Source organism: Streptomyces sp. NPDC015220 (assembly GCF_043079345.1).
GTDB lineage: Bacteria > Actinomycetota > Actinomycetes > Streptomycetales > Streptomycetaceae > Streptomyces.
Genome location: NZ_JBIBUK010000001.1, coordinates 377,391 through 403,096, shown reverse-complemented (window position 1 = coordinate 403,096; position 25,706 = coordinate 377,391). Strand labels below are relative to the sequence as shown.

Sequence of the window (25,706 nt, the reverse complement as noted above, 5' to 3'; positions counted from 1 at the left end):
CTTTCAGGCGCTGATGGGGTCGTGGCAGGTGACCAGCTTCGTCCCGTCGACGAACGCCGTCTCCACCTGCAGGACGGTGAGCATCTCGCGCACCCCGGGCATGACGTCGTCGGCGGTGACGACCTTGCGGCCCAGCTCCATGCACTCGGCCACCGTGTGGCCGTCGCGGGCGGCCTCCAGGACGGCCTCGGTGATCAGGGCGGCCGCTTCGCTGTAGTTGAGCTTCGTGCCCCGCGCCCTGCGGCGGCGGGCCAGGTCGGCCACGACGTACACGTGGAGTTTGTCGATCTCGCGCGGTGAGAGGTTCATGGCGTCACTTCGCTTTCTCGAATGAGATGCCGGGCCGGTCCAGCGCTGGAGCGGCCGCGAGGAAGAGCCAGGTCGTCACGACGAACGGCCAGGTGAAGGGGGATCCGCCGGAGGGCTGGGCGAAGGCCTGCCAGGCGGCGGTGAAGGGGACCGAGGCGACGGCGGCGAGCGTTGCGTACCCGGCGGTCCACGGGGTGAGGGTCAGGAAGGTGGCGCCCAGCGCGATCGCGACGAGCACCGCGTTGTAGCCGTACAGGCCCGCGCTGATCCGGTCCGCGGGCAGGCCCAAGGAGCAGGCGGTGAGGATCGCCACGGCGCTGCCGCAGGCGGCGGCGACGGCGGCGGTCCGGGACGCGACCAGCAGCCCGGCCAGCAGGATCAGGCCCGCGTACCACTTGTCGAGGAAGAAGACCTGGCCGACGCCGTTGCAGAAGGCGTGGCCGAGTTGCGTGGCCGACAGGGTGGTGAACCGGTCCGTGGCGGCCGGCGGCGCGGCGGCGGCGGCCGCGGGCGGCAGCGCGATCGCCAGCGCTCCGGCCACCAGGCAGAACGGGGCGGTCAGCGCGGGGAGCCCGGCCCGGCCCAGCAGACGGCCGGCCGCGGCGCTCACCACCGCGCAGACCGCTGCGGCGAGCACGGCGAGCACCGCGGTCCGCCACGAGGCGCCGAGCCGGACGACGACGGCGATGGCGGTCAGGCAACCGCAGTACCCCTCGAGCCCGTTGGCCAGGCCCCGCCGGTCGGCGCCCAGCACCGCCGCGGCCAGGGCGGACGCCGCCGCGCCGAGCAGTCCGTACACACCGATCCGCCAGGAGTCCGCGAACAGGCCCACGGTGAACAGCAACCCGGTCCACGGACTGGAGCTGAGGGCGACCTGCGCGATCCCCCGCAGTTGCGTCAGTCCCACCTCGGCGGGAACCCGGCTCCCGCGCCGTTCCACCCGCCCCTGTGCAGGCATGCCTTCTCCTTGTCCGGGAACGCCTGGAGGCGCCAACACCCGCTGACGCGCGACGAGATGCTGCTTGATCAACATCTTGTTGAAGGCTACGCCCGCACTTTCCGGGCGATACCCGGACGCGATGGGTGAGCTATCCGTCACGCACCGGGATCACCGCTGCTGAACGGGGGGCGCGGACGGCCGGACACGGCGAGATCTTGATCTTGAATCCGAAACCTTGGTGAGCCCTTGGACTGTTCGAGGTGAAAAGACGACCAAAGAGTGGGGGACCGGGAGCCCCCGAACGCCCCTGGAGCTCGCCGGGCCACGGGAGCACCCGGTCTGTGACTTGCCACGTCCGCACGGCCCGCGCGACACCCGTGGCGGAACGACGGACGACAGGGGGCTCGCCCTCCGGCGCCCCGCCGGACGGGCCGGGTGGCGAGCTAGGGTGAGTCCGACGCCGTCCGACCAGAGCTGGAGTGTCCATGCCGCAGATCACCGTCGACTACTCCGCCGAGCTGGCGGACGACTTCGACCGGCCCGGCTTCGCCCGCGCGCTGCACGCGGCCACCGTCGAGATCGCCGCCGCCTCGTCGGCCGCGTGCAAGACGCAGTTCCGCCGGACCGAGGACAGCGTGGTCGGCGAGGACAGCGAGGGCCAGGCGATCGTGCACGTCCACATCGCCCTGCTGGCCGGGCGCACCGAGGAGACCAAGGCCGAGCTGACCGAAGCGGCCCTGGGACTGCTGCGCCGCTATGTGAAGCCCGGTGCGGGTGTGGCGCTGCACGCCTCCGCCGTGGTGAGCGATCTCGACCCGTCGTACCGGAAGTTCGAGGGCTGAGGTCTCCCGTCCGGGTCCGGCCGGGGCCGGGTCTCAGGACGCGAGGGCGGCCGGCCGGTCGACCAGGCCGCCGAACGGCCCGTCGCCCGGCTCGTCCTCGAAGACCCCGCGCAGCAGCACGCCCAGCTCCTCGTCGTGGGCGGCGGCCACCGCGGTGAGCGCGGCGAAGTCGCGCACCAGCTGGACCTCCAGCTCGGCGCGCGGGATGCGCCGGCCGTCCAGCCAGATCAGCGCCGTCGACTCCGCGAGCGAGATCCACGAGCGGACGACCAGATCCAGTCGCGCGGGCGGGTCCTCGACGCGCAGATGGGCGAGCATCTGGTCGTACGCGGCCTGCCGGACGGCGTCGACGAGCGCGTCGGTGGTCGTCGAGCCGACCGCCGGACCACCGCGCGTCAGGGCCGAGAAGCCGGGCCCGTGCTCGTCCACGAAGTCGAAGAACCGGCGCATCACCCGCAGCAGCCGCGCCCCGAGCGGGCCCTCGCGCGGCTCCACGAACCGGTCGGCCAGGTCCTCCGAGGCACGCCGCGACGCGGCCTCGTAGAGGCTGACCCGGGGAAGTAGTGGTAGACCAGCGGACGACAGATACCGGCGGCCGCCGCGATCTCGTCGATGGAGACGTCGTCGGGCGAACGGCGGCCGAACAGTTCGAGGGCGACGCCGATCAACTGCTGTCGCCGTTCCTCGACTCCCATTCTGCGTCGGACCCCGGTAGTCGCACGAACACCCTACCGACGGGATCCGACCCCGATCGGTCCCGACCGCAGAGGCGTGACGGGGCGTCGCGACGGGGTGAACCCCGCCTGCCGCCGCACTAGCGCAGCGTGCCCAGGGGCCGGCCGTCGTCCAGCGTGGCCTTCAGCTTCGGCCGCGCGCCCTGCTTGGCCGCCACGGCGAGCAGCCTGTCCTCGACGGTCGTCTCGACCGCGCCGGACGCGGTGATCGACCGCACGTGCGAGCTGCCGGCGGCGAGCAGATACCAGGAGCCCGCCTTCGACTTCCACAGCACCCCGGCCAGCACGTGCGGATCCCGGGGGCCGCAGGCGGGGACGTCGTCGGCCTTCGCCACGACCGCCCCGTACTCGCCCTCGGGGACCCGGAGCTGGGCCAGCACCCGGGAGCCGGTGCCGCGCCAGGTCTCCGCCCGGGTGCACACCCAGGTGGCCGTGCCGCTGTCGTCCGGCATCGGCTGGCGGGCGTACTGCCAGGCGTCGACCGACCGCACGCCCTGCGAGCGCACGAGGGCCAGCGAGCAGACGAACGGCGCCCAGGAGCGCCGCGCCGACGCGCTCGACACCTCGTGCGGGGCGGAGGGGCGCCCCGTGGTGAGCCGGGCGGGGACCAGCTCGCCCAGGTCGCCGAGCAGGTGCGCGCCCGAGTCGCCGGTGAGCTGGAGGACCTGCCAGGAGGTGCAGCCGCCGGTGCGTCGGGCGGGGCTCGCCAGCGGCCCGGTGACGCCGTTCCTCAGCCCGAGGTCCAGCGGCTCGGACCCGGGCTTCAGCAGATCGCGCTGGGCGGCCTTGGTCACCCAGGGCGCCGTCAGATAACGGACGTTGCCGTCGCCGCGGTCCAGCACCACCGCGGCGGCCTCCGCCTGGGTCGCGCCGTCGACGCGGGCGAGGTCGAGCGCGGCGGCGGCCGTGGAGCCCTTCGGTTCGGCGTAGCGGGCGATGCGCAGGCCGTCGTAGAGGACCACCACGTGGGCGTCGTCGACGTCGCCGGCGTAGAGGAGTTGTGGCGGTCCGGCGGGGCCGCCGGTGGCGGTGCCGGGAGTGGCCGAGACCCGGACCGAGGAGCCGGGGCGGGCCCAGACGGCGAGGGCGCGGCGCAGCAGGGCCGTGTCGCCGGTGCGGTCGCCGCGCGCGGGCCACGCGGCGAAGTCGAGGCGCGTGGAGGTTCGCCAGGCGGTGGGGGCGACGCTGGTCAGCCGTGCCGGGTCGAGGGCGGCCTCGGCGGCGGCGTTGCGCGCGTATACGGGGGCGGCGGCGCCGTCCGGGCCCCAGCCGCCGCCGGGCAGCGCGGCCAGCGTCCCGCACACCGCGAGGGCCGCGGCGGCGGCGAGCACGGCCTTGCCGCGCTGCCTGCGCCGCAGCAGGTCGGTGGGCCGGACCTGTAGTGAACAGGGGTCGAACTCGGCGGCGTCCAGCAGCGCGTACCGGGCGGGAACCCGGTCGGCCTGGCTCAGCGCGGCTGCGGGGTCGCCCACGCCCGCGGCGGTCAGCACCTGCCGCACGGCGTCGTCCGGGAGCTGCTCCAGGCCGCGCAGGACGTAGGCGGCGCGGGCCGGGCCGGACAGGGTCGCGAGCTGCTGGTCCAGGGCGAGTTCGTCGGCGCCGCCGGAGCGCGGGAAGAGCTTGAGGCCCCACACCTGGGGGAGCAGCGGCGGCAGCTGGGCGCGCCGGGAGCGCGGCGTGCGCCTGCGCGCCGGGTCAGCCGCCAGCGCCGTACGGACCACCTTCAGGCGGAGGAAGGCGTAGGCCGGGTCGGCGCCGCCGTCGGCCGGCAGGCCCGGTGACACGGGCGCCGAGGGCCGGCCCCGGGGCAGCGCGCGCTGGGCGAGGGCGTGGGCGGTGAGGACACGGCGGCCGCGGCCGAGGCCCGGCGGCAGAACCAGATAGGCGAGCCGGACGAGCCGCGGGTAGTGCTCGACGAGAGCGGCTTCGGCCTGCCCGACGTCGAGCACCGGCGCGGAGGCGGACGGGGGGCGCGGGGCGACATCCTGTGACTGCACGTTCAGCAGAACGAGCGGTCCGGCGGTTGGTCACCACCGCCCCGGCGCGGTCAGTCCTCCGGCTCCACCAGCAGTCGGGCGTAGTCGGCCATCGAGCGCTGGTAGCGGGGCAGGTGGGCAGCGAGGGCGCCGAGGACCAGGGACAGGCCCTCGCGGTCGCGGCCGAGGCTCGACAGGCACAGGGCGAGGCAGGCGCGCACGGCGTCGTCCAGCTCGTCGGACGGAGCGTCCAGTTCCGGCGTGAGCAGTTCCACGCCCTCTTCCGGCTGCCCGGTGTTGCGCAGCGAGCTGGCGAGCTGGATCTTCGCCCGGCGGCCCCGGTAGCCGTCCAGCCCGCCGGCCAGCGCCTGGCGGTACAGCGGCACGGCCCGGTCCGAGTGGCCGGTGGAGTCCCACGCGCAGGCCCGCTCGAAGGGGGCGAGGGGGCTGCCCGGCGGCAACTCGGCGACGAGGGCGTCGATCAGCGTCCGGAACTCGCCGGCCCGGTGCTCGGGGTAGTCGCCGAAGCGGGCCCAGGCAGCGGCCACGCGGTCTTCCCAGTCCTGGTTCACCGGCTCACTTTCGCACACGTGTGCTTGCGCGGCACGGGAATCGAGGGATGCCCGCGCCGCACAGCCGTATGGAGGGCCGGGCCCACCTTCTCCACCGACCGGGGCCGGCGGGAGTGGATCGACGAGGCCGAGGATCACGGCGGTTCCTGCCTCGTCGGCCGCAAGCGGGTCGCCGTCGGCGACAGCGACGTGGTCCACGCGCCGCGCGGCCTCCTCGGCGGTGACGTGGAGACCGGCGCCGGCCACCAGGCGCACACCGGCTGCCCCCCCCGGGCCCGGGACCTCGCCGCCGCCTCAGCGGTCGCGGTCGAGGTGGGCCAGTACGGCCAGTACGCGCCGGTTGTCGTCGTCCGAGACCTCGAGACCCAGCTTGGTGAAGATGTTGGAGGTGTGCTTGGCGACCGCCCGCTCCGTGACGACGAGCCGGTCGGCGATCGCCGTGTTCGAGCGCCCCTGCGCCATCAGCTCCAGCACCTCCAGCTCGCGCGGCGACAGCCGCGCCAGCCGCCGGTCCGGACCCGCGCGGCGGGCCAGCAACTGCTGGATGACCTGCGGATCCATCGCCGTGCCGCCGGCCGCGACCCGGCGCACGGCGTCCACGAACTGCGCCGCGTCGAACACCCGGTCCTTGAGCAGGTACCCGACCGCGCCGCTGCCGTCGGCCAGCAGCTCGCGCGCGTAGAGCTGCTCCACGTGCTGCGAGAGGATCAGCACCGGCAGGCCCGGCCGCTCCCGGCGGGCCCGCAGCGCGCACTGCAGCCCCTCGTCGGTGTGCGTGGGCGGCAGGCGTACGTCGATCACCGCGACGTCCGGGTCCGACTCCGCGAGCGCCCGGGCCAGTTCGGGGCCGGACCCGACGGCCGCCGCGATCTCGAAACCGTGGGCCTCCAGCAGCCGGACCAGCCCGTCCCGCAGCAGGAACAGGTCCTCGGCTAGGACAACGCGCACGGCATCTCCATCGTGACGACGGTAGGGCCGCCCGCGGGGCTGCTGACGGCCAGGACACCGTCGAATGTACCCAGCCGCCGCTCCACCCCGGCCAGTCCTGAGCCGGCGCCGATCACCGCCCCGCCCCGGCCGTCGTCGGTGACCGAGACGCGCAGCATGCCGTCGGCGTGGTGCAGGTCGATCCACAGGCGCTCCGCGCCGGAGTGCTTGGCGGCGTTGGCCAGCACCTCGCTGACCGCGAAGTACGCCGCCGACTCCACCGGAGCGTCGGCGCGCCCGTGGAGGTCCACGGTCACCTCCGCGGCGAGCGGCAGCCGCAGCGCCAGCGCCCGTACGGCGTCGCCCAGTCCGCGCTCTGCCAGCACCGGCGGATGGATGCCGCGCACCAGGTCGCGCAGTTCGCCGAGGGCCTCGGCCGAGTTCCGGCGGGCCTGCGCGAGGAGCCGCCTGGCCTGCTCCGGGTCCTTGTCGAGGAGCGCCTCCACGGTGCCCAGGTCCATGCCCATGGCGACCAGCCGGGCCTGCGCCCCGTCGTGCAGGTCCCGTTCGATGCGGCGCAGTTCGGCGGCGGAGGCGTCGACGGCGTCGCGGCGGGTCTCGGTCAGCCTCACCACCCTGCGGGCGAGCTCGGCCTCGGCCGTCGGGGCCAGCCGGGCACGGGTGAGCCGGAAGTGGGCGCGGACCAGCGTCGGGTTCCACAGCACGGCGGCCGCGAACCACAGACAGCCGACCGCGCCCGCGACCAGCGCGGTGCCCTGTCCGGAGACCGGGACGAACTCGTACCAGTACGAGCCGTCGGAGGCGGCGGTGACCGGCCGCCACAGCCCCGCCGCCAGCAGCACGCCGAACAGGCCCTCCGCGAGCATGCCGGGAGCGAGGGCGGCGACGGCCGCGCCGGCGGTCGCGTCCACGACCAGCCAGCGCAGGTCCCGCCAGGTCGCCGGGTCCGCCAGCAGACGCCGGGTGAGACCGGCCCGGCCCATGAGCCGGCCGCGCGAGGGGGCGAGCGGCCGGTACGGCGCGGCGGGGACGTGGATCCCCGCCCACCGCTCGGCCCGCAGCCGCCGCCGGTCCGCGTGCGCCCGCACCGCGAGCAGGACCGGCGGAGTGGTCAGCACGCCGACCCCCAGCGGGATGAACGCGATCGACAAGGTGGCCGCCAGGGAGAGCCAGAGCGACACGGTCCAGCCCGTCAGCGACAGCGCCAGCCCGCGCGCACCCGCCACCAGCGCGTCCCTCACCCGTGCCCCGTCCATGGCCCCCACCCCTCCCGGTCCGGGGACCAGTCTGCCGGGCGCGGCGGCGCGGGGCAGGGGGATCAGCACCCGGTCCGCGGGTGTACCTGGCACCACCTCCCGCCCGGCCGTTCAGCGGCCGAGCGCCTTCGCCTCGTCGGGACCGTCACGTCCCGGCGGCGCCCGGCCGCCGCCTCGGCGGCGGTCCGTCCCGCGGCCTCCGTACCGTCCGGCACCACGAGTCCCATGCCGGTGACCGAGCGCCGTCCGGCGGCCGGAGGGAACCGGGATCCGCCGCCGGACGGGAGCCGGCGGCCGGTCAGCCGGCCACCGGGGGCGTGTACTTGTAGCCCACACGGCGCACCGTCTGGATCGCCGCGCGGTGCTCGGCGCCCAGTTTGCGGCGCAGCCGGGCGATGTGGACGTCGACGGTGCGGCCGTCGCCCACGTGGCCGTAACCCCAGACCGTGGTGACCAGCTGGTCGCGGGTGTGCACCCGGTGCGGATGCGCGACGAGATGGGCGAGTAGCTCGAACTCCAGGTAGGTCAGGTCCAGTTGGCGTCCCGACACCACCGCCGTGCGCCGTGCCGTGTCGATGCGTACGAGCGGGTCGCCGTCCTCGGCGCCGGACCCGTCGGGCCCGGCCGCGGCCGGGTCGGGCACCGCGACGACGGGCGGGAGGTGCGGCTGCTGGTCGGCCGGGACGAGCACCAGGTAGCCGATCATCGGCGGCCGGCCCGGCAGGGCGGGCAGGGTGTGCTGGGGAGCGGGCAGCCAGGTGGCGCCCGGCGGCAGGAGGTCCGCCACGTCGAGGTCCGGCACGTCGACGACCTCGTCCCGGTCCACGGCCCGCAGCCGGTGCCGCGGGGCGGCGGGCGGGGCGGAGGACGACGGGTCCGGGGCGGTGAGGGCGGCGGTGGTCAGGGAACGGGTGGTCGCCATGAGAGGTCAGCTCTTTCGCGCGAGGGGTTCGTCGGAAGGAGCGGCGGCCGCGAGTTCGTGGTCGGGCGCGCCGCGGGACGTACGTCGTTTCGCGCTGGCCGAAGGCCGGGGTGTACGGCTTTAGAGGGCCCGCGCGTTCACCGCGCGGCAACACACCCGGTCGAAGTCGTGGTGCTGACGGGACGGCCAGAACGGCTCGAGGTCATGACGACCCGTCGCGTGCTGCTTCTGGAAACCGGCCATGCCCCCATTGAAGCAGAGACCGCGCCCGGCGAGGACCCTCCTCTCACTGCTTGGACGCCCTTCCTGACGTGGAGTCGGCCGGTACGCCCGTCCGTCGTCCGCCGTCCGCCGAGCCTCGACGGCGATCCCGTCCGCGATCCCCACGCCCTCACGGTGACGGGCCCCGCCGACGACGAGAGGGGCGTCCACCGTGACGGTGGACGCCCCTCGGGCGGTCGGGTGCGGATCAGACCTGGCCGGCCTTCTCCAGCGCGGTGCAGCAGGTGTCGACCAGCAGCCGCGTCACCACGTACGGGTCGACGTTGGCGTTCGGGCGGCGGTCCTCGATGTAGCCCTTGCCGTCCTCCTCGACCTGCCAGGGGATGCGGACCGACGCGCCCCGGTCGGAGACGCCGTAGGAGTACTCGTTCCACGGGGCGGTCTCGTGCAGGCCGGTGAGGCGGTCGTCGATGCCGGCGCCGTAGTTCTTGACGTGGTCCATCGGCTTGGAGCCCTCGCCGAGCGCCTCGCACGCGGTGATGATCGCGTCGTAGCCCTCGCGCATCGCCTTGGTGGAGAAGTTGGTGTGCGCGCCGGCGCCGTTCCAGTCGCCCTTGACCGGCTTGGGGTCGAGGGTGGCGGAGATGTCGAAGTCCTCGGCCGTGCGGTAGAGCAGCCAGCGGGCCACCCACAGCTGGTCGGCGACCGTCACCGGGGCGAGCGGGCCGACCTGGAACTCCCACTGGCCCGGCATGACCTCGGCGTTGATGCCGGAGATGCCCAGGCCCGCGTCGAGGCAGTTGTCCAGGTGCGCCTCGACGACGTCACGTCCGAAGATCTCGTCCGAGCCGACACCGCAGTAGTAGCCGCCCTGCGCGGCCGGGAAACCGCCCTCGGGGAAGCCCAGCGGGCGCGAGCCCTTGAAGAAGGTGTACTCCTGCTCGATGCCGAAGATCGGCTCCTGCGCCGCGAACCGCTCGGCCACCTCGACGAGCGCGGCACGGGTGTTGGACTCGTGCGGCGTCATGTCGATGTTCAGGACCTCGCACAGCACGAGGATGTCGTCGCCGCCGCGGATCGGGTCGGGGCAGGTGAAGACCGGCTTGAGCACACGGTCGGAGGCGTGCCCCTCGGCCTGGTTGGTGGAGGACCCGTCGAAGCCCCAGATCGGCAGCTCGGCACCCTTGGCGTCGTCGGCGAGGATCTTCGTCTTGGAGCGCAGCTTGGCCGTCGGCTCGGTGCCGTCGATCCAGATGTACTCAGCCTTGAAGCTCACGGGGCCATCCTTCGGTCTAGCTCGGGCGCACTTGCGGGTGCTGCGGCGCTGCGGCACTGGGGCGTCGCGGTGGATGCCCGAAGCCTGTCAACGGCCGGTTTCCCGGCCGTTGCCCGAGTGTGAACCCCGTGTTACCTGCCCCGGCTGTGGCACGTCTCACGCGGTGCCGCCGAGGCGGTGCGGGCGGGCCCGCCGTTCGCGGCCCGTGGTGGTCCGCCGTCCCTGTTCGCGGGTGGGCCTGCCGTCCCTGTTCGCGGGTGGGCCTGCCGTCCCTGTTCGCGGGTGGGCCTGCCGTTCGCGGCAACCGTGGACGGCCGCCCCCCGGCCCTTGGGCGGGCCCGCCGTTCGCGGTCCGTGGCCCCCGCTCCCGGCCCGTGGGTGGCGCGCCGCTCCCGGCCGGGAACAGCGGGCCCCGGGAACCGCGGGGTGGGGCGGGCTCCGTCGCCGTCTCGACGGCCCCGGCCGGGCCGTACCCCGGCTGCCCGGTCCCCGTGTGCCGGACCGGGACCCCGCCCCGCTGCCCGACCCGCGGAACGCGGCCCGGGCAGCCCGTGCCACAGGCGGGTCGGGCGCCGTTCAGCCTCGCCCGAGCGCGTCCCGCACCGCCTCCTCCGACCGCGCCACCACCGCCGTGCCGTCGTCGGCCGTGATGATCGGACGCTGGATCAGCTTCGGGTGCTCGGCCAGTGCGGTGACCCAGCGGTCGCGCGCGCCGGCGTCCCGCGGCCACTGCGCCAGCCCGAGCTCCTTCGCGGCGGTCTCCTGGGTGCGGGTGATGTCCCACGGCTCCAGTCCGAGCCGGTCCAGCACCGCCCGGATCTCGTCCTCGGTCGGGACGTCCTCCAGATAGCGGCGGACGGTGTAGTCGGCGCCCTCGGCGTCGAGCAGGCTGATGGCGCTGCGGCACTTGGAACAGGCCGGGTTGATCCAGATCTCCATGCCGTCCACGGTAGCCACCGAACGCCTGTCCCACGCGGGCGCGTACCGTTCCCCATGATCGACATCCACAGCTCAGTCACAGGGGGGACCGAGGGATGAGCCGGCACAGCGGGCGCGACAGGTCGTACGGGTTTCACGGGGTGGTGGCGTGCATGGCAGCGGTGGCCCTGACGGCCGGCGGATGCGGTGGGGGCGGCGCCGGTGCGGGAGACGGCGGCGGGGGCGGCGGCCGGACCGGCGCCGTCGGCGGCCCCCCGTCGTCCACCGCCGCGGGCGGCCCCCGCGGGACAGCGCCGGGCGCCACCGCGGCGGCCTGGCACAAGTGGGGTCTCAAGCCGCTGCCCGCGCCCCCGGAGCCCCCGGCGGACAAGCCCGTCAAGCTCTCCGCCACCGGGACCGTTCCCGTGCTCGCGCACATACCCACCCCGCGGAAGATCGTCTTCATCACCGTCGACGACGGACAGGAGAAAGACCCCAGGTTCATAGAGATGATGCGGGACCTGAAGGTGCCGATCACGATGTTCCTGACGAACGACGCGGTCAAATCGGACTACGCGTACTTCGAGCCGCTCCGGGCGATGGGCAACCACATCCAGAACCACACCCTGCACCACCCCGCGATGAACACCCTCCCGCTCGCCCGCCAGAAGGAGGAGGTGTGCGGCGGCCAGAAGGTCCTCACCGAGCGGTACGGCACCGCGCCGCTGCTGTTCCGTCCGCCCTACGGCGCGTACGACACCGGGACCAGGACCGCGGTGGGCGAATGCGGGCCCCGGGCGATCGTCTGGTGGCGGGAGACCATGCAGATCAAGAACATGCAGTACCAGACGGCGGACCGGAAGCTGCGCCCCGGCGACATCATCCTGGCCCACTTCCGCGGGCCGAGCGAGCTCAAGGGCACCACGATGACCCGGATGTTCGCCAACCTGCTCCGGCGCATAGGGGAACAGGGCTTCGCCGTGGCCCGCCTGGAGGACTACATCGAAGCACCGGCCCGATAGCGGGTGTTCGATTTTCTGCCGTCCCGGACGCATCATGCGCATCCGGGGTGACGCATCGACACGTACCTCTTCCACCTGGGCTTTTGTGCGTCTTCAGAGCTCCCGGATGTCAGTGCCCGGCAGTAGAATGGAAGCAGTGTTCGAGGGTGTCGTCAGGGTCTCCGGGCGGCGCCCCCACCGCGCCAGGAGGATGCCTGTGCCCGCTGCCGCACTGAAGCCGAAGCCGTTGCCGACCCAGTCCACCGCGAAGCGTCCCGTCCCGCTCGACCTGCCGTACGAGCCCGTGGCCAAACGGCCGTTGCCGGCCGGCCGGCCGCGCGAGTGGTACGTCACGCACAACCGCCGTCTGAAGGCGATGCGGCTCGCCATCGCCCTGCTCGACTCCGGGGTCCACCTGCCGGGTCAGGCCCGCAACGAGACGATACGGAGCGCGGCCGAACTCATCGGCGTGCACCCGCCGTCGGACACCACGTGCCACATGGTGCGGGCGCTGATGCGCTACTCGCGCTGACTCCGCGGCCGGGTGCCTCACCAGGAGAGCTGGGGGGCACCCGGCACCCGGCACCCGGCACCCAGCACCCGGCATCGGGTCCGCGGGTCCGCGGGTCCGGTCGCGGGGCGTCCGGGATGCGGGTCCGGGACGCGGGTGGTCCGGTCACGGGGCCTCCGGGAAGCGCCGTCTCCGGGACACGGACACGGTTCCGGACGCGGACGAGCCGCCCGGCGCGGGGCCCCGGGGCGCCTACGCCGTCAGCTCCTTCTCCAGGGGCGTGCGGAAGCGCGGCGTCACCCTGGTCGGCCCCAGCCGGTCGCGCAGGCGCTCCGCCTGCTCGGCGACCGCCGCCTCCGCGTCACGCCCCACTCCCTCCCGCTCCAGGAGCCGCCAGACGATCTCGCCGTCGGGACGCTGGGCCCACCCGCCGACCACCCGGCCGTCCCACCACACCGTCGGGCCCACGTTGCCACTGCCGTCGAACAGCCGGGGCCGCAGCCCCGGTGCCAGGTACCAGTCGCGCTGCTGCCAGCCCATGGCCGTCGGGTCGAGACCGGGCAGCAGGGCCGCCCACGGCTCCGCGGGCCCGGCCACCGGGTCGGTGTCATCGGCGACCACGTACGCCGTGCCCTCGTCGAGGGACACCTCCCGGGCTCCCGTCGCCGTCAGCGCCCGCCGTACCTCCGTCACCCGCCATCCCGTCCACCACTTCAGGTCGGCCTCGGTGGCCGGGCCGCAGGTCGTGAGCCAGCGCCGCAGCAAGTCCGCCTGGGCGCCCGCGACATCCAGTTCGGGATGCTCGGGCGACAGGGCCCAGCGGAACTGCGTGGACGTCCAGGAACCCAGCGGCCGCCCGCGTACCACCTTGCCCTCCACCCCCAGCACCCGCAGCAGCCGTGAGGAGACCGTGTGCACGCCCTGGTAGCGCTTTCCGGCCGCGTACACGAACTGCTCGCGCAGCCGCGGCTCGTCCTCGGCGAGTTCGGCCGCCGTGGCCTGACCGCGCCGGGCCAGCGCCGCTAGCGCCGACTCCTCCACCTCCGCCAGCCAGGCCGCGTCCGGCGCGCCCGCCTTCGCCATGTCCTTGATCAACGCGGCCCGGGCCCGGGCGGCGACGGCGACGCCGGTCGAGGCGTGCACCACGGCCGTCAGCTCTGCCGGGAACACGAAGACCGTGTGCCGCATGCCGTGCATCCGCACCAGCGTGCGGTCCTCGTACAGTGCCCGCTCGGTCTCCGGCACCGTCCTCGCCGGCTCCGCCAGACGCGCGCCCACCCCCAGGTACACCGTCGCCGGATCCGTGCCGTGCAGCGCCACCAGGGAGTCCGCGACCTCCTCCGGACTCGCCGCCCGCGCCCGCGCCGCCAGCCGGTGCCGCAGGGCCAGCCTGGCCCGCCGCTCCGCCACGTCGATGTGCCGCCGTCCCATGCGTCCTCCACCCGTCGCCGTCCGCGGCCGTACGCGCCTCGCGGGCACTCCCACGACGTGGCCGCCCGGAGGCGATCCTCGCCGACGCCACTGACAACCGGCCCTCAGCCGTGGCGTTCCGGCAGCCCGGCCACACACCCCTCCAGCCGGGCGCCCAGCACCCCGGGCGTGCGGCCGGCGGCCGAGGCCGCGCCACGGACCGGCGCGCTCCGCCGTGTCGGGGCAGTGGCGCAGGGCGTCGAGCAGCCGCCGGTACAGAGGGCAGGGGCCGTCGGCCGGGGGCGTCCGCCCCCGGCCTCGTGGGAGTTCCGGCCGCCGCGTGGCCGACCGGTACGGCTGACCGCGCGCCCCGGCGGCAGTCGCTTCGCCCCCACGCCTTCGTCGCCGTTCAGCCGCGGTCGCCCGCTCCCGCCAGCACCGCCTTGACGAAGAGCCGCCGCTCCGCGGGGCGTTCGTAGAGCCACCGGCCCAGCTTGTGATCCGCGTCGGGCAGGTCGAGTCGGGTGAACCGCGCACCGGTGGAAAGGGCGTCCTGGACGGCCTCGGTGACGGCGGGCGGGATGACGGCGTCCGTGCCGGGCACGGCCAGCACCGCCCGGCCCCGGTACGCCCGTAGGAGGTCGAGTGCGGGGGCCGTGCGCCAGCCGCCGGGACGGCGGATGATCTCGCTGAAGGGTCCCTTCCCGTCGCCGAACGGCACGTCCCACGCCTCACCGGCGTACACCGCCGGAGCGCACAGACCGAGGGCCGCCACCCGCTCCCCGTAGTGCCCGACCAGGTCGGCCACGGTCTGCCCGCTCATGCTGAATCCCACCAGCACCAGCGGCCCGCCGGGCGGCACGTGCCCGTCGATCACCGCCACCGCCTGCTCGAGACGGCGGCGCAGGCTCAGCTCGCGCAGCGAGCCACTGCTGTCGCCGTGCCCCGAGAAGTCGAACGCGATGCCCCCGCAGCCACGGGCGGTGAACTCGGCGAGCAGCGGGAGCAGCTGTTCCTTGCCGCCGTTGCCGGCACCGTGCAGCAGGACGGCGGTGCGCCCTTCGAAGCCCGTGCCGCCGTCGTCGCGCACACCGCTGAGCCGTTCGCCGTCGTACTCGAGCGTGAAGGGTGTGAAGGGCGGGGACGCGTTCATGCCGCCATTCACTCACGGCCGCGGTGCCTTCGTACGGTCGATGCCGGACTCCGCGAGCCCGGCATGGTCGTGACGAGCGGTCCTACAGGCCGGGCGCCCCCCAGACGGGGAACCAGCGGCCCAGGTCCTCCTCTACGCGCAGGTCGTTCACGAGGGCGGCCTTCACCCGGAGTTCCAGGGCGTTGTCGCGTCGCTGCGCCTGGCCGGGCAGCGGCGCGAACGGATAGAACGTGCCGCGCTTGTACAGGTACACCAGGGCGAGGCGGCGGCCGGTGTCGTCACCGAAGGCGGCCAGCGAGCACAGGAGCTGGGGGCCGAAGCCGTTGACCTCCATGGCGCTGTTGACGGCGTGCAGGTCGTTGACGAGTTCCGGCAACTGGTCGGGGGAGCGACGGGAGACCAGCCAGGAGTACCCGTAGGAGTCCTGGGTCAGCTCCACCGGCGGACCCGTGCGGCCGGCGTCGGCGTCCAGCAGCGCCTGGACCTCGCGGTGCGTCTGCTCGAAGGCGGCGCCCTCGACCGTCGCGAAGCACACCGCGCCCTGCCCGGTCGGGGTGAAGCCGGCCGCCGCCTGCAGCGTCACCGCCGCCGACGGCAGCCCGAACAACTGGTCGAGATCGGGCAGGGCGGGTTTCGTACGGCCGAGCAGGATGTCCAGCAGCCCCATGCTCAGCCGGCCTTCCCCGGCGTCGCGGCCTCGCCCAGCTCGGCGGAGATCCGCCCGAGCTGTGCCAGCCGCTGCTCCAGGCTCGGGTGGGTGGAGAAGAGCCGGGAGACGCCGGGCTCGGAGCCCAGCGCCGGTGTGAAGTAGAAGGCGTTGAACGCCTGGGCCGTGCGCAGGTCCTCGGAGGGGATCCGGGCGATGTCGCCGGTGACCTTGGTGAGTGCGGAGGCCAGTGCGGAGGGCCGCCCGGTCAGCAGGGCCGCAGCACGGTCCGCGGCGAGTTCCCGGTACCGGGACAGGGCCCTGATCAGCAGGAAGCTGATCGCGTACACCGCCGCCGACACCGCCATGACCATGGCGAACACGGCCAGGGTGTTCTGGTCCTTGCGGCCCCGGCCGCCGAAGATCTCGGAGTAGAAGGCGAACCGCACGACCAGCCCCGCGATGACGCCGAGGAAGGACGCGACCGTGATCACGGCGACGTCCTTGTGCGCCACGTGCGACAGCTCGTGCGCGAGCACGCCCTCCAGCTCTGCCGGTTCCAGCCGTCGCAGGAGACCGGTCGTCACGCACACCACGGCGTTGTCCGGGTTCCGCCCGGTCGCGAATGCGTTCGGCATGTCCAGGGTGGACACGGCGACCACCGGTTTGGGCATGTCGGCGATGGCGCACAGTCGGTCGACCACCGCGTGCAGTTCCGGGAACTCCTCCCGTTCCACCACCCGGCCGTGCATCGCGAACAGCGCGATCCGGTCGGAGAACCAGTACTGGGCGATGAGCACGGCCGCCGCGATCACCACGACCAGCACCCACGACTTGAGCAGCACGATCAGCGCCGCCACGAACGCCACGTACAGCAACCCGAGCAGGAACAGCGTGACCCCCATGCGCACGGTCAGCCGCCGGTCGCTCCGGAAGCGGCTCTGCATTTTGCATCACCCCGCAGTCAGGCACTCGTCCCGACATCCAGTGTGCACCTGCCGACCCTCCCGGACCGGCGCGGATCCGAACCGGTACGGTCCGGAGCCGGTCGCGGTGGAACCGGTACGGATCGGAGCCGGCCGCCGCGCGAGGCGACCCGGTCCAGCGGCTCGCCCACCCACGCCACCCGGCCCGGGCCGGCAGCCGGTCCTCGGGACCCGCCGGTAGCGCGTCCGGCCCTGTACGGCCGGACGGCGCGACGGGTGACGGGGGCGGCGGGTGACGGGGGCGGCGGGTTCACGGTCGTCCCGGGGGGCACGACACCGGGCGCGGGCGGGCCGGCGCGGGGATCGCGGGGTGCCGCTCAGTACAGTGCGCGGGTCTGGGCGTACCCGATGAGCAGGATCACGGCGGCGACGCAGCCGAGGACCACGGCCGTGGATATCCACGAGGAGCGGCGGGGGGCGACCGGGTCGGGGTCGCCGCGGAAGGGGACCGGGCCCGGCGGGTTGTCCTTCCAGCGGGCGGCGAGCATCCGGGCCCGGGCGGAGGGCTCCTTGTGCTCGGCGGCGTTCGCCCACTTGTGATCGAACTCGCTCGGGAAATCATCGTGTTCCGTCATCCCCGTTACCCTTCCGCTCCTGTATGTCGACGAGGGATCATCTCCCGTCACTAGGAGACACACGAGACGCCGGAAGGTTGCACGTCACCGGGAGCCCGGACCGCGCTCCGCGGTGTCCGTGTCCGCTGCGGCCCGAGGTCGTCCCCCGAACGGCCCAGGATGCCGAGTCGCGGGGTGACGGTTAGCCTCGATTGGGAGTGATCGCGCTGCGGCCGCGGCCTTCCGTCACGTTCCCCGAGAAGCTGCACGAGTGGGTGGAAGGAAGGTTTTCCATGAAAACACCACGCGCGAGGCGTCTCTTCGCACTGTCCACCGCCGGTGTTCTGCTGGCGGGCGGCGCGGCGATCGGCACGGCGGGTACGGCCGCGGCGGTCACACCGCCCAAGGCACCGACCGTCACGAGTCATGGCTGCGGTCACGGGTGGAACGGTGGCTGCGGCTACGGCGACCGGGGCGGCCGTGGAACCTTCTACGGACCCGGGTACGGGTACGGCTACGGCTTCGGCAACCAGGGCGCCGTCGTCGTGATCGTGCTCTGACGCCGTCCGGCGACGGCGGTGGGCCCGTAGCCCACGACGAGCGAGGTCCGCCCCCCGTGCATCGCACGGGGGGCGGACCGAAACGCTGGTGAGGCGCGTCGATCACACGTCGAAGTACAGCTCGAACTCGTGCGGGTGCGGACGCAGCTGCAGCGGGGCGATCTCGTTGGTGCGCTTGAAGTCGATCCACGTCTCGATCAGGTCGGGCGTGAAGACGTCGCCCTGGAGGAGGAACTCGTGGTCGGCCTCGAGGCGGTCGAGGACGGCGCCGAGGGAGGTCGGGACCTGCGCGACGTTGGCGTGCTCCTCGGGAGCCAGCTCGTAGAGGTCCTTGTCGATCGGCTCGGCCGGCTCGATCTTGTTCTTGATGCCGTCCAGGCCCGCCAGCAGCAGCGCCGAGAAGGCCAGGTACGGGTTGCCGGAGGCGTCCGGGGCGCGGAACTCGACGCGCTTGGCCTTCGGGTTCGAACCGGTGATCGGGATACGCATCGCGGCGGAGCGGTTGCGCTGCGAGTACACCAGGTTCACCGGCGCCTCGAAGCCCGGCACCAGGCGGTGGTAGGAGTTCACCGTCGGGTTGGTGAAGGCCAGCAGCGACGGCGCGTGCTTGAGGATGCCGCCGATGTAGTAGCGGGCGGTGTCCGACAGGCCCGCGTAACCGGCCTCGTCGTAGAAGAGCGGGTCGCCGTTGCTCCACAGCGACTGGTGCACGTGCATGCCCGAGCCGTTGTCGCCGAAGATCGGCTTCGGCATGAAGGTCGCCGTCTTGCCGTTGCGCCAGGCGACGTTCTTCACGATGTACTTGAACAGCTGCAGGTCGTCCGCGGCGGCGAGCAGCGTGTTGAACTTGTAGTTGATCTCGGCCTGGCCGGCGGTGCCCACCTCGTGGTGCTGGCGCTCCACCTTCAGACCGGCCTTGGCCAGCTCCAGGGAGATCTCCGCGCGCAGGTCGGCGAAGTGGTCGACCGGCGGGACCGGGAAGTAGCCGCCCTTGTAGCGGACCTTGTAACCGCGGTTGTCCTCGAGCGCACCGGTGTTCCAGGCTCCGGCCTCGGAGTCGATGTGGTAGAACGCCTCGTTCTCGGCGGTCCGGAACCGGACGTTGTCGAAGACGTAGAACTCGGCCTCGGGACCGAAGAACGCGGTGTCGGCGATCCCGGTGGACGCCAGGTACGCCTCGGCCTTCTTCGCCACGTTGCGCGGGTCACGGGAGTACTGCTCGCCCGTGATCGGGTCGTGGATGAAGAAGTTGATGTTGAGGGTCTTGTCCCGGCGGAACGGGTCCACGCGCGCGGTGGACAGGTCGGCGCGCAGGGACATGTCGGACTCGTGGATGGCCTGGAAGCCGCGGATCGAGGACCCGTCGAACGCCTGCTCCTCGTCGGGGTCGAACGCCTCGGCGGGCAACGTGAAGTGCTGCATGACGCCCGGCAGGTCGCAGAAGCGGACGTCGATGAACTTGACGTCCTCGTCCGCGATGTACTTCTTGGCCTCGTCGGCGTTCTGGAACATCCAGCTCCTCCTACTCCCGACCGTCCCGCCGGGGTGGTAGATCGTTCGTGCGGCCAGTGCGGTGGCACACGCTCCCTCGACCCTAGGGACGGGTGATTTCTCGGGCGTGACCCATTTGTTTCGCAGAAGTTAACCGACCCGGGTGGGGTCACGTCCGTGGACACCCCGGCGGCCTGCCTCCCTCCAGCCTCGCAGTACCGTGGTCGGGTGGACAACAGGCAAGCAGTGGGATCGTGGCTCTCCGGGCCGCGCGCGGCCATGGAGGACGCCGGCGCCGACCTCGGTTACCGGGGCGAACGGCTGGGGCTGCCGGAGCAGGGACCGGGCTCGATCGCCCGACCCGGGCGGCGGCTGGGCGCCGTCGCCGTCGACTGGGCCCTGTGCATGCTGATCGCGTACGGTCTCATCACCCACGGCTACGACCAGGCGACCGGCAACTGGGCGCTGCTCATCTTCTTCGTGCTCGGCGTCCTCACCGTCGGCACCGTCGGCTGCACCCCCGGCAAGCGCCTCTTCGGTCTGCGTGTGGTCGCCCTGCGCACCGGCGGGGTGCAGCCGCTGCGCGCCCTGCTGCGCACGGTCCTGCTGTGCGTCGCCATCCCGGCGCTGATCTGGGACCGCGACGGCCGTGGTCTGCACGACCGGCTGGCGGGCACCGTGGAGGTGCGCGGCTAGACCGCTCCGCGGTGATCCCGGGACCGCGGGTGCGCCTGTGTGCGACCCGCTCGCCCGCGTACGTCCCGCGTACGTCCCGCGTACGTCCCGCGTGTCCGTACGAGGCGTGCCACCTTCCCCCGTACGTCCCGCCTGCGCGTGCAGGGCCCGGCTTCACGCGTGGGGCGTCCGCCGTCCGTGGAGGTCGCCGCCGGGGGGTATGCGTGCCGGAAACCGAGGACACTCAGGCGATGCATGTCCTCGTGACGCTCATCTGAGAGGTGCGAGAGCACTCGGCCCGTAAGTGTCTTCGGTTGTGGGCACACACCCGGCAGGGGCGGGCGCGACCCCCGCGGGGGACGGCCTGCCCGGGGCCCAGGGCATCGGCGGCGTCGCCGGCCGACGTCCCCACCGCCGGCGTTCCTGTGCCGAAGGGGCGCCCGGTCCACTCCGGGCGCCCCTTCGGCACAGGCTTCGGTACGGTGCTTCGTACGGTGGTGTCAGCGGGTCCGCGGACCGCCCCGAGGCATCCGCATGCCCTTGGGCATCGGCCCCTTCGGCAGCGGCATGTTGCTCATCAGGTCGCCCAGGGCGCGCAGCCGGTCGTTGGTCGCGGTGACCTGCGGGCCGCTCAGCACGCGCGGGTACTTCAGCATCGTGGTGCGGAGCTTCTTCAGCTCCACCTGGCCCTCGCCGTTGCCGACGATCACGTCGTGCACCGGGACGTCGGCCACGATCCGGGACATCTTCTTCTTCTCGGCGGCGAGCAGGGACTTCACCCGGTTGGGATTGCCCTCGCCGACCAGCACGATGCCGGCCTTGCCGACCGCGCGGTGCACCACGTCCTGACTGCGGTTCATGGCGACCGCCGGAGTGGTGGTCCACCCGCGGCCGATGTTGTCCAGCACCGCCGCGGCCGCGCCCGGCTGGCCCTCCATCTGTCCGAAGGCGGCCCGCTCGGCCCGGCGCCCGAACACGACGGCCATCGCCAGGAGGGCGAGCAGGAGGCCCAGGATGCCGAGGTAGACCGGGTGGCCGATCAGGAAGCCGATCCCGAGGAGGACACCGAACGTGACGATGCCGACAGCCGCGAGTACAAGTCCGATCTTGGGATCGGCCTTGCGAGTCATCTTGTACGTCAGAGCGATCTGCTTCAGTCGCCCCGAGTTGGCAGCCTCGGCTGCGGGTTCCTTCCTCGCCATGCCACGAAGTCTACGTGGCCGAGGAAGCGGCCGACGACGGCAGTGCCCGCGCGGGCCGCGGGAGCGGCGAGCGGTGCCGGACGGCGGGTCCGCTCAGAGACGGACGGGGTTCCCTCAGGGATGGACGGCGGGGAACTGGTCGGCGGGTCCGCTCAGGGGCGGACGGCGGGGAACTGGTCGAGGACGCGCTGGGCCTCGACCCGGTCCTTGGCGCGGCGGCGGTCCTCCAGGACGGAGGTCCAGGCGTTGCGGCGGGCGGTGCGCTGGCCGCCGCTCATCAGCAGCGACTCGACGGCGCGCAGCGCGCCGGTGAAGGACGGGATGGCTGTGGCGCGGACGGGCGCGGCCTGCATGGTGGAGGTCCCCCCTCGAAACGGCTCCGGGTGTACGTGGCGTGAGTCCAGGGTCACTGATTGGTGTTACCAGGGGATGACCGACCGGTCAAACGCCCATGAAGTGCCGACGTCGCAGGCCAAAAGGGTGACGCGGCCCCGATGGGCGCCCTCATCTGCGGCGACGGTCGGGGCCGCGTCGTATCGGCCACTACTTGACAGTAGGTTCTTGTGCGCGAATTCACACGCGGCCCCGGCCCGTGCGGGGCACGGAGGCTGACGGTGTCTCAGACCGCCTGGGAGGCGACGAAGGAGCCGCGCTTCTCGACGGCCATCCGGTACAGGCGCCCGGCGCGGTAGGAGGACCGTACCAGCGGTCCGGACATCACGCCCGAGAAGCCGATCTGCTCGGCCTCCTCCTTCAGCTCGACGAACTCCTGCGGCTTCACCCAGCGCTCGACCGGGTGGTGGCGCACGCTCGGCCGCAGGTACTGGGTGATGGTGACCAGTTCGCAGCCGGCCTCGTGCAGCTGCTTCAGCGCGTCGCTGACCTCCTCGCGGGTCTCGCCCATGCCGAGGATGAGGTTGGACTTGGTCACCAGGCCGTAGTCGCGGGCCTCGGTGATGACCTTCAGGGAGCGCTCGTAGCGGAAACCGGGGCGGATGCGCTTGAAGATCCGCGGCACCGTCTCGACGTTGTGCGCGAAGACCTCGGGACGGGCGGCGAAGACCTCCGCCAGCTGCTCGGGGACGGCGTTGAAGTCGGGGGCGAGCAGTTCCACCTTCGTCCGGCCGCCCTCGCGCCCCGCCGTCTGCTGGTGGATCTGGCGCACGGTCTCGGCGTACAGCCAGGCGCCGCCGTCCGCCAGGTCGTCGCGGGCGACGCCGGTGATGGTGGCGTAGTTCAGGTCCATGGTGACCACGGACTCGCCGACGCGGCGCGGCTCGTCGCGGTCCAGCGCCTCGGGCTTGCCGGTGTCGATCTGGCAGAAGTCGCAGCGCCGGGTGCACTGGTCGCCGCCGATGAGGAAGGTCGCCTCGCGGTCCTCCCAGCATTCGTAGATGTTCGGGCAGCCGGCTTCCTGGCAGACCGTGTGCAGGCCCTCGCTCTTCACGAGGTTCTGCATCTTCGTGTACTCGGGACCCATTTTCGCCCGGGTCTTGATCCACTCGGGCTTGCGCTCGATGGGGGTCTGGCTGTTGCGGACCTCCAGGCGCAGCATCTTGCGTCCGTCGGGTGCGACTGCGGACACGTCGGCTCCCTGTAGCTTCGATTCTTCGGCGTACCCAGCGTACGCCCGTGTTGTGTGCGCCCTGCCCTGCCGGTGAGGCCAACCCGCGGGGGGCGGGGATCATTCCCCCGGGGCCCGGCCCGGCCGTCCCCGGCCCCGGTCAGGCGGTCAGCCGCTCGATCTCGCGCGGCTTCGGCTCGGCGTTCTCCAGGATCTCCCGCAGATGCCGCTCGACGACGGGCAGCACCTCGGCGATGGTGACGTCCCGGCCGAGCTCGTGGGCGATCGAGGTGACGCCCGCGTCCCGGATGCCGCACGGGATGATCCGGTCGAACCAGGTGGTGTCCGGATTCACATTGAGCGAGAAACCGTGCATCGTGACGCCCTTGGCCACCCGGATGCCGATCTGCGCCAGCTTCCGGTCCTCGCGTCGCTGGCCGGCGTTGGAGGGGGCGTACTCCGGGCCGTTGAGCCGGGGGTCGAACTCCTCGTCGGTCAGCCGCGGGTCGAAGTCGAGGGACAGTCCGCCCAGCGCGGGCCGCCGCTCGACCGGGTCGCCGAGCACCCACACTCCGCTGCGGCCCTCGACCCGGGTGGTCTCCAGGCCGAACTCCGCGCAACTGCGGATCAGCGCCTCCTCCAGGCGTCGCACGTGTGCCACGACGTCCACCGGGCGGGGCAGCTTCTGGATCGGGTAGCCGACCAGCTGGCCGGGACCGTGCCAGGTGATCTTGCCGCCGCGGTCCACGTCGATGACGGGCGTGCCGTCGAGCGGCCGCTCACTGTCCTGGGTACGCCGGCCGGCGGTGTAGACCGGCGGGTGCTCGAGGAGCAGCACGGTGTCGGGGACCTCGTCCGTGAACCGGGCGGCGTGCACCCGGCGCTGCTCGTCCCAGGCCTCCTGGTAGTCCACGGCCTCGGCACCGAATCCCATGCGGACGAACCGCAGCTCACTCACGGCAAGCGCCTCCCTGGAGAGTCGTAAGGCACGTAGCGTGCCCACGCCACTGTACGTCCGGCCGTCGAACGTCAGCCGCGCGGGGAATCCTCACACGATCGGATGAATGCTGGACGAAGACCGCGGTCGGGTGCTCACTCTCCGCTACATTCGCGCCGTTCACAGGGCCATAAGGGCTGCTCACAGGCAATCCGGGCGTCCACGCGGCCGCGCGGGCGCCCGAAAGGCAGGAGACCGCACCGCAGATGACGGAACGACCCGCGCAGCGCACTCCCAACCGCCAGCTCGCCGCGCTCATCGCAGAAGCGGGATTCTCCAACGCGGGATTGGCCCGCCGCGTGGACCAGCTCGGTCTCGAACACGGGCTGGACCTGAGATACGACAAGACCTCGGTCACCCGCTGGCTGCGCGGCCAGCAGCCGCGCGGGACCACGCCCGCCCTGATCGCGGAGGTCTTCACCCGGCGCCTCGGCCGTCGGCTGACCGCCCAGGACCTCGGCCTCGACGCCTGCGCCCCGGTGTACGCCGGGCTGGAGTTCGCCGCCGCCCCGGAGGAGGCCGTCGACATCGTCAGCGGGCTGTGGCGCAAGGACTCCGGCAGCCACGCCGAGCTGCGCAAGATCGCCTTCACCCCGGCCGGTCTGGTGGTGCCCAGCCGGGACTGGCTGATCGGGCGCGCCGACGACCGGGTCGCCCGCGGAGAGACGCCCGCCGTCCGGCTGCCCGCCCAGGGAAGCCAGGGAGCACAGGGCGCCCACGCCGGCCAGGGCACGCTCGCGGGCCAGGGCGTACCCGCGGGCCAGGGCGTAAGCGGCGTTCCGGCCGCGGGGCCGTCGTCGGCCGGAGCCGGGCGGCCGGCAGCCGGGCAACCCGCTGCCGGGAACCCCGCGGGCGGGGTTCCCCGGCAGCGGGGCCGCGGCGACCGCGGCCGCACCGAGCGCGAGCCGGGCCAGCGGGTCACCGCGGGCGACATCGCCGCGCTGCGCTCGGTCGGGGAGCTGTTCCGCACGCTCGACGACATGTACGGCGGCGGCCACGCCCGTCAGGCCCTGGTGCGCTACCTGGAGCACGAGTGCGAGCCGATGCTGCGCGGCGGCTACGGCGAGCAGACGGGCCGCCGCCTGTTCGCGGCGGCCGCCGACCTGACCCGCCTCGTCGGCTGGACGTCGTACGACATCGCCGCGCACGGGCTCGCCCAGCGCTACTTCGTCCAGGCGCTCCGGCTCGCCCAGGCCGCCGGGGACCGGCCCTACGGCGCCTACGTGCTGGTCACCATGAGCCGCCAGGCCGTCTACCTGGCGCACGGACGGGAGGCGGTCCAGCTCGCGCGGGTGGCGCAGCAGGGGGTCGGCGCCTCGGTTCCGCCCGTCGTCCAGGCGCTGCTGCACGCCGCCGAGGCGCGCGGGCACGCGACGCTCGGCGACGTGCGCGCCTGCACCGCCTCCCTGGTGCGGGCCGAACGCGCCCTGGAGAACGCCCGGCCCGGCGACGAGGTGCCGTTCTGGGCGCGCTTCTTCGACGAGGCCCAGCTCGCCGACGAGTTCGGGCACTGCCACCGGGACCTGCAGCAGTACCGCACCGCCGCCCAGTACGCCGAGCGCTCGCTGCAACTGCGCGCCCCGGTGTACGCCCGCAGCCGTCTGTTCTGCCGCGTCGTCCTCGCCACCGCCCGCCTCGGCCTCGGCGACCTCGACCAGGCCTGCCGTCTGGGCGCCGAGGCGGCGGGCCAGGCCGCCGAGATGCGCTCGGTCCGCGCTGACGAGTACGTCCGCGACTTCGAACGCCGCCTGGAGCCGTACAAGGACACGGCGCCGGCGCGCGCCTACCGGGACAGGACCGCGGCACTGGGCTGACCCGGTCGGCGGCACCGTGACGGTCGGACCGGGGGCGTGGCCCGGCGGGGGCGGACGGGGTGAGGTTCCCGGGTCGCTCACCTCGATGCTCAGGCCGGGGGTCACCGGAGACGGCGAGGGGGGGGGGGGGGGGGGGGGGCCGCCCCCCCCCCCCCCCCCCCCCCCCCCCCCCCCCCGGCCCGGGGGGGGGGGGCCCCCGGGACCCCCCCCCCCCCCCCCCCCCGGCC

General features: G+C 73.4%; 26 protein-coding genes and 1 pseudogene. 6 read left to right on the top strand and 21 right to left on the bottom strand.

The genetic code is table 11. The features are described from left to right. Nucleotides 1-3 precede the first annotated feature (3 nt). Together ACF061_RS02130 and ACF061_RS02125 are read right to left on the bottom strand one after the other, a co-directional pair. Complete coding sequence (locus ACF061_RS02130) at nt 4-309, bottom strand: urease subunit gamma (RefSeq protein ID WP_392264858.1); 306 nt, start codon at nt 307-309, stop codon at nt 4-6. Between the two features lie 4 nt (nt 310-313). Next, nucleotides 314-1,267, bottom strand: coding sequence for an urea transporter (locus ACF061_RS02125; protein ID WP_392264857.1), 954 nt, complete (start codon nt 1,265-1,267; stop codon nt 314-316). A gap of 467 nt (nt 1,268-1,734) precedes the next feature. Here ACF061_RS02125 and ACF061_RS02120 point away from each other — a divergent pair, with 467 nt between their 5' ends. After that, entirely contained in the window at nt 1,735-2,091 is a 357-nt protein-coding gene (locus tag ACF061_RS02120) for a 5-carboxymethyl-2-hydroxymuconate Delta-isomerase (RefSeq protein ID WP_392264856.1), read from the top strand. A gap of 33 nt (nt 2,092-2,124) precedes the next feature. Here the strand turns inward: ACF061_RS02120 and ACF061_RS02115 are convergent. The 9 genes and pseudogenes from ACF061_RS02115 to ACF061_RS02075 form a co-directional block, all read right to left on the bottom strand. Continuing rightward, nucleotides 2,125-2,786, bottom strand: a pseudogene (locus tag ACF061_RS02115) (TetR/AcrR family transcriptional regulator). 119 nt (nt 2,787-2,905) lie between these two features. Then, the gene (locus ACF061_RS02110; protein WP_392264855.1) at nt 2,906-4,822 is read right to left on the bottom strand and encodes a hypothetical protein; all 1,917 of its coding nucleotides are present in this window, start codon (nt 4,820-4,822) and stop codon (nt 2,906-2,908) included. A gap of 50 nt (nt 4,823-4,872) precedes the next feature. Continuing rightward, nucleotides 4,873-5,373, bottom strand: a complete 501-nt coding sequence (locus ACF061_RS02105) for a tetratricopeptide repeat protein (protein WP_392264854.1) — start codon at nt 5,371-5,373, stop codon at nt 4,873-4,875. A gap of 294 nt (nt 5,374-5,667) precedes the next feature. After that, nucleotides 5,668-6,321: a response regulator gene (locus ACF061_RS02100; RefSeq protein WP_392264853.1), complete on the bottom strand. Its 654-nt coding sequence runs from the start codon at nt 6,319-6,321 to the stop codon at nt 5,668-5,670. Then, on the bottom strand, nt 6,306-7,577 hold the full coding sequence (locus tag ACF061_RS02095) for a histidine kinase (RefSeq protein ID WP_392265371.1): 1,272 nt from the start codon (nt 7,575-7,577) through the stop codon (nt 6,306-6,308). The genes ACF061_RS02100 and ACF061_RS02095 overlap by 16 nt, the downstream gene beginning before the upstream one ends. Before the next feature lie 298 nt (nt 7,578-7,875). Then, nucleotides 7,876-8,499, bottom strand: a complete 624-nt coding sequence (locus tag ACF061_RS02090) for a winged helix-turn-helix domain-containing protein (protein WP_392264852.1) — start codon at nt 8,497-8,499, stop codon at nt 7,876-7,878. Between the two features lie 120 nt (nt 8,500-8,619). After that, nucleotides 8,620-8,742 carry a hypothetical protein gene (locus ACF061_RS02085; RefSeq protein ID WP_392264851.1) on the bottom strand — a complete coding sequence of 41 codons (123 nt, stop codon included), beginning with the start codon at nt 8,740-8,742 and terminating at the stop codon, nt 8,620-8,622. Nucleotides 8,743-8,968: 226 nt separating this feature from the next. After that, on the bottom strand, nt 8,969-9,997 hold the full coding sequence (gene glnII, locus ACF061_RS02080; protein ID WP_392264850.1) for a glutamine synthetase: 1,029 nt from the start codon (nt 9,995-9,997) through the stop codon (nt 8,969-8,971). A gap of 576 nt (nt 9,998-10,573) precedes the next feature. After that, nucleotides 10,574-10,936 (bottom strand): arsenate reductase family protein, encoded by a 363-nt coding sequence (locus ACF061_RS02075; protein ID WP_392264849.1) that lies wholly within the window; start codon nt 10,934-10,936, stop codon nt 10,574-10,576. A 95-nt stretch (nt 10,937-11,031) separates the two neighbouring features. Here ACF061_RS02075 and ACF061_RS02070 point away from each other — a divergent pair, with 95 nt between their 5' ends. Then, on the top strand, nt 11,032-11,937 hold the full coding sequence (locus tag ACF061_RS02070) for a polysaccharide deacetylase family protein (protein ID WP_392264848.1): 906 nt from the start codon (nt 11,032-11,034) through the stop codon (nt 11,935-11,937). A gap of 196 nt (nt 11,938-12,133) precedes the next feature. Continuing rightward, nucleotides 12,134-12,448: a hypothetical protein gene (locus tag ACF061_RS02065; protein WP_392264847.1), complete on the top strand. Its 315-nt coding sequence runs from the start codon at nt 12,134-12,136 to the stop codon at nt 12,446-12,448. A gap of 231 nt (nt 12,449-12,679) precedes the next feature. Here ACF061_RS02065 and ACF061_RS02060 read toward each other — a convergent pair whose 3' ends face one another. The 5 genes from ACF061_RS02060 to ACF061_RS02040 all read right to left on the bottom strand — a co-directional run bounded on the left by ACF061_RS02060 (nt 12,680) and on the right by ACF061_RS02040 (nt 17,197). Continuing rightward, complete coding sequence (locus ACF061_RS02060; RefSeq protein ID WP_392264846.1) at nt 12,680-13,858, bottom strand: winged helix DNA-binding domain-containing protein; 1,179 nt, start codon at nt 13,856-13,858, stop codon at nt 12,680-12,682. A gap of 388 nt (nt 13,859-14,246) precedes the next feature. Then, nucleotides 14,247-14,990: an alpha/beta hydrolase gene (locus tag ACF061_RS02055; RefSeq protein WP_392264845.1), complete on the bottom strand. Its 744-nt coding sequence runs from the start codon at nt 14,988-14,990 to the stop codon at nt 14,247-14,249. An 82-nt stretch (nt 14,991-15,072) separates the two neighbouring features. Continuing rightward, entirely contained in the window at nt 15,073-15,657 is a 585-nt protein-coding gene (locus tag ACF061_RS02050) for a hypothetical protein (protein ID WP_392264844.1), read from the bottom strand. 2 nt (nt 15,658-15,659) lie between these two features. Continuing rightward, nucleotides 15,660-16,583, bottom strand: coding sequence for a zinc metalloprotease HtpX (gene htpX, locus ACF061_RS02045; protein ID WP_392264843.1), 924 nt, complete (start codon nt 16,581-16,583; stop codon nt 15,660-15,662). 356 nt (nt 16,584-16,939) lie between these two features. Next, nucleotides 16,940-17,197, bottom strand: a complete 258-nt coding sequence (locus ACF061_RS02040; RefSeq protein ID WP_392264842.1) for a hypothetical protein — start codon at nt 17,195-17,197, stop codon at nt 16,940-16,942. A 272-nt stretch (nt 17,198-17,469) separates the two neighbouring features. On the opposite strand from ACF061_RS02040, the gene ACF061_RS02035 reads away from it, so the two are divergent. Then, a complete protein-coding gene (locus tag ACF061_RS02035) occupies nt 17,470-17,736 on the top strand; it encodes a hypothetical protein (RefSeq protein WP_392264841.1) in 267 nt (88 codons plus the stop codon). Between the two features lie 102 nt (nt 17,737-17,838). Here ACF061_RS02035 and glnA read toward each other — a convergent pair whose 3' ends face one another. Then, on the bottom strand, nt 17,839-19,248 hold the full coding sequence (gene glnA, locus ACF061_RS02030; protein ID WP_392264840.1) for a type I glutamate--ammonia ligase: 1,410 nt from the start codon (nt 19,246-19,248) through the stop codon (nt 17,839-17,841). Nucleotides 19,249-19,455: 207 nt separating this feature from the next. Here glnA and ACF061_RS02025 point away from each other — a divergent pair, with 207 nt between their 5' ends. Then, nucleotides 19,456-19,923, top strand: a complete 468-nt coding sequence (locus tag ACF061_RS02025; protein ID WP_392264839.1) for an RDD family protein — start codon at nt 19,456-19,458, stop codon at nt 19,921-19,923. Between the two features lie 479 nt (nt 19,924-20,402). Here the strand turns inward: ACF061_RS02025 and ACF061_RS02020 are convergent, their stop codons facing one another. The 4 genes from ACF061_RS02020 to lipB form a co-directional block, all read right to left on the bottom strand. Continuing rightward, on the bottom strand, nt 20,403-21,104 hold the full coding sequence (locus tag ACF061_RS02020; protein WP_392264838.1) for a DUF4191 domain-containing protein: 702 nt from the start codon (nt 21,102-21,104) through the stop codon (nt 20,403-20,405). 152 nt (nt 21,105-21,256) lie between these two features. Beyond that, the gene (locus ACF061_RS02015) at nt 21,257-21,457 is read right to left on the bottom strand and encodes a hypothetical protein (RefSeq protein WP_392264837.1); all 201 of its coding nucleotides are present in this window, start codon (nt 21,455-21,457) and stop codon (nt 21,257-21,259) included. A 266-nt stretch (nt 21,458-21,723) separates the two neighbouring features. Beyond that, a complete protein-coding gene (gene lipA, locus ACF061_RS02010) occupies nt 21,724-22,689 on the bottom strand; it encodes a lipoyl synthase (RefSeq protein WP_392264836.1) in 966 nt (321 codons plus the stop codon). 139 nt (nt 22,690-22,828) lie between these two features. After that, entirely contained in the window at nt 22,829-23,671 is an 843-nt protein-coding gene (lipB, locus tag ACF061_RS02005) for a lipoyl(octanoyl) transferase LipB (protein ID WP_392264835.1), read from the bottom strand. A 200-nt stretch (nt 23,672-23,871) separates the two neighbouring features. Here lipB and ACF061_RS02000 point away from each other — a divergent pair, with 200 nt between their 5' ends. Continuing rightward, nucleotides 23,872-25,479 carry a regulator gene (locus ACF061_RS02000; RefSeq protein ID WP_392264834.1) on the top strand — a complete coding sequence of 536 codons (1,608 nt, stop codon included), beginning with the start codon at nt 23,872-23,874 and terminating at the stop codon, nt 25,477-25,479. The last annotated feature ends 227 nt before the right edge of the window (nt 25,480-25,706 follow it).

What these genes read in the sequence shown, in the direction of transcription:
- glnA (WP_392264840.1), bottom strand. Translation starts at nt 19,248, where the DNA reads ATGTTCCAGAACGCCGACGAGGCCAAGAAGTACATCGCGGACGAGGAC.
- ACF061_RS02075 (WP_392264849.1), bottom strand. Translation starts at nt 10,936, where the DNA reads ATGGAGATCTGGATCAACCCGGCCTGTTCCAAGTGCCGCAGCGCCATC.
- ACF061_RS02035 (WP_392264841.1), top strand. Translation starts at nt 17,470, where the DNA reads ATGAAAACACCACGCGCGAGGCGTCTCTTCGCACTGTCCACCGCCGGT.
- ACF061_RS02055 (WP_392264845.1), bottom strand. Translation starts at nt 14,990, where the DNA reads ATGAACGCGTCCCCGCCCTTCACACCCTTCACGCTCGAGTACGACGGC.
- ACF061_RS02125 (WP_392264857.1), bottom strand. Translation starts at nt 1,267, where the DNA reads ATGCCTGCACAGGGGCGGGTGGAACGGCGCGGGAGCCGGGTTCCCGCC.
- ACF061_RS02095 (WP_392265371.1), bottom strand. Translation starts at nt 7,577, where the DNA reads ATGGACGGGGCACGGGTGAGGGACGCGCTGGTGGCGGGTGCGCGCGGG.
- ACF061_RS02130 (WP_392264858.1), bottom strand. Translation starts at nt 309, where the DNA reads ATGAACCTCTCACCGCGCGAGATCGACAAACTCCACGTGTACGTCGTG.
- ACF061_RS02050 (WP_392264844.1), bottom strand. Translation starts at nt 15,657, where the DNA reads ATGGGGCTGCTGGACATCCTGCTCGGCCGTACGAAACCCGCCCTGCCC.
- ACF061_RS02040 (WP_392264842.1), bottom strand. Translation starts at nt 17,197, where the DNA reads ATGACGGAACACGATGATTTCCCGAGCGAGTTCGATCACAAGTGGGCG.
- ACF061_RS02020 (WP_392264838.1), bottom strand. Translation starts at nt 21,104, where the DNA reads ATGGCGAGGAAGGAACCCGCAGCCGAGGCTGCCAACTCGGGGCGACTG.
- ACF061_RS02070 (WP_392264848.1), top strand. Translation starts at nt 11,032, where the DNA reads ATGAGCCGGCACAGCGGGCGCGACAGGTCGTACGGGTTTCACGGGGTG.
- ACF061_RS02090 (WP_392264852.1), bottom strand. Translation starts at nt 8,499, where the DNA reads ATGGCGACCACCCGTTCCCTGACCACCGCCGCCCTCACCGCCCCGGAC.
- ACF061_RS02085 (WP_392264851.1), bottom strand. Translation starts at nt 8,742, where the DNA reads ATGGCCGGTTTCCAGAAGCAGCACGCGACGGGTCGTCATGACCTCGAG.
- ACF061_RS02060 (WP_392264846.1), bottom strand. Translation starts at nt 13,858, where the DNA reads ATGGGACGGCGGCACATCGACGTGGCGGAGCGGCGGGCCAGGCTGGCC.
- ACF061_RS02120 (WP_392264856.1), top strand. Translation starts at nt 1,735, where the DNA reads ATGCCGCAGATCACCGTCGACTACTCCGCCGAGCTGGCGGACGACTTC.
- htpX (WP_392264843.1), bottom strand. Translation starts at nt 16,583, where the DNA reads ATGCAGAGCCGCTTCCGGAGCGACCGGCGGCTGACCGTGCGCATGGGG.
- ACF061_RS02015 (WP_392264837.1), bottom strand. Translation starts at nt 21,457, where the DNA reads ATGCAGGCCGCGCCCGTCCGCGCCACAGCCATCCCGTCCTTCACCGGC.
- ACF061_RS02000 (WP_392264834.1), top strand. Translation starts at nt 23,872, where the DNA reads ATGACGGAACGACCCGCGCAGCGCACTCCCAACCGCCAGCTCGCCGCG.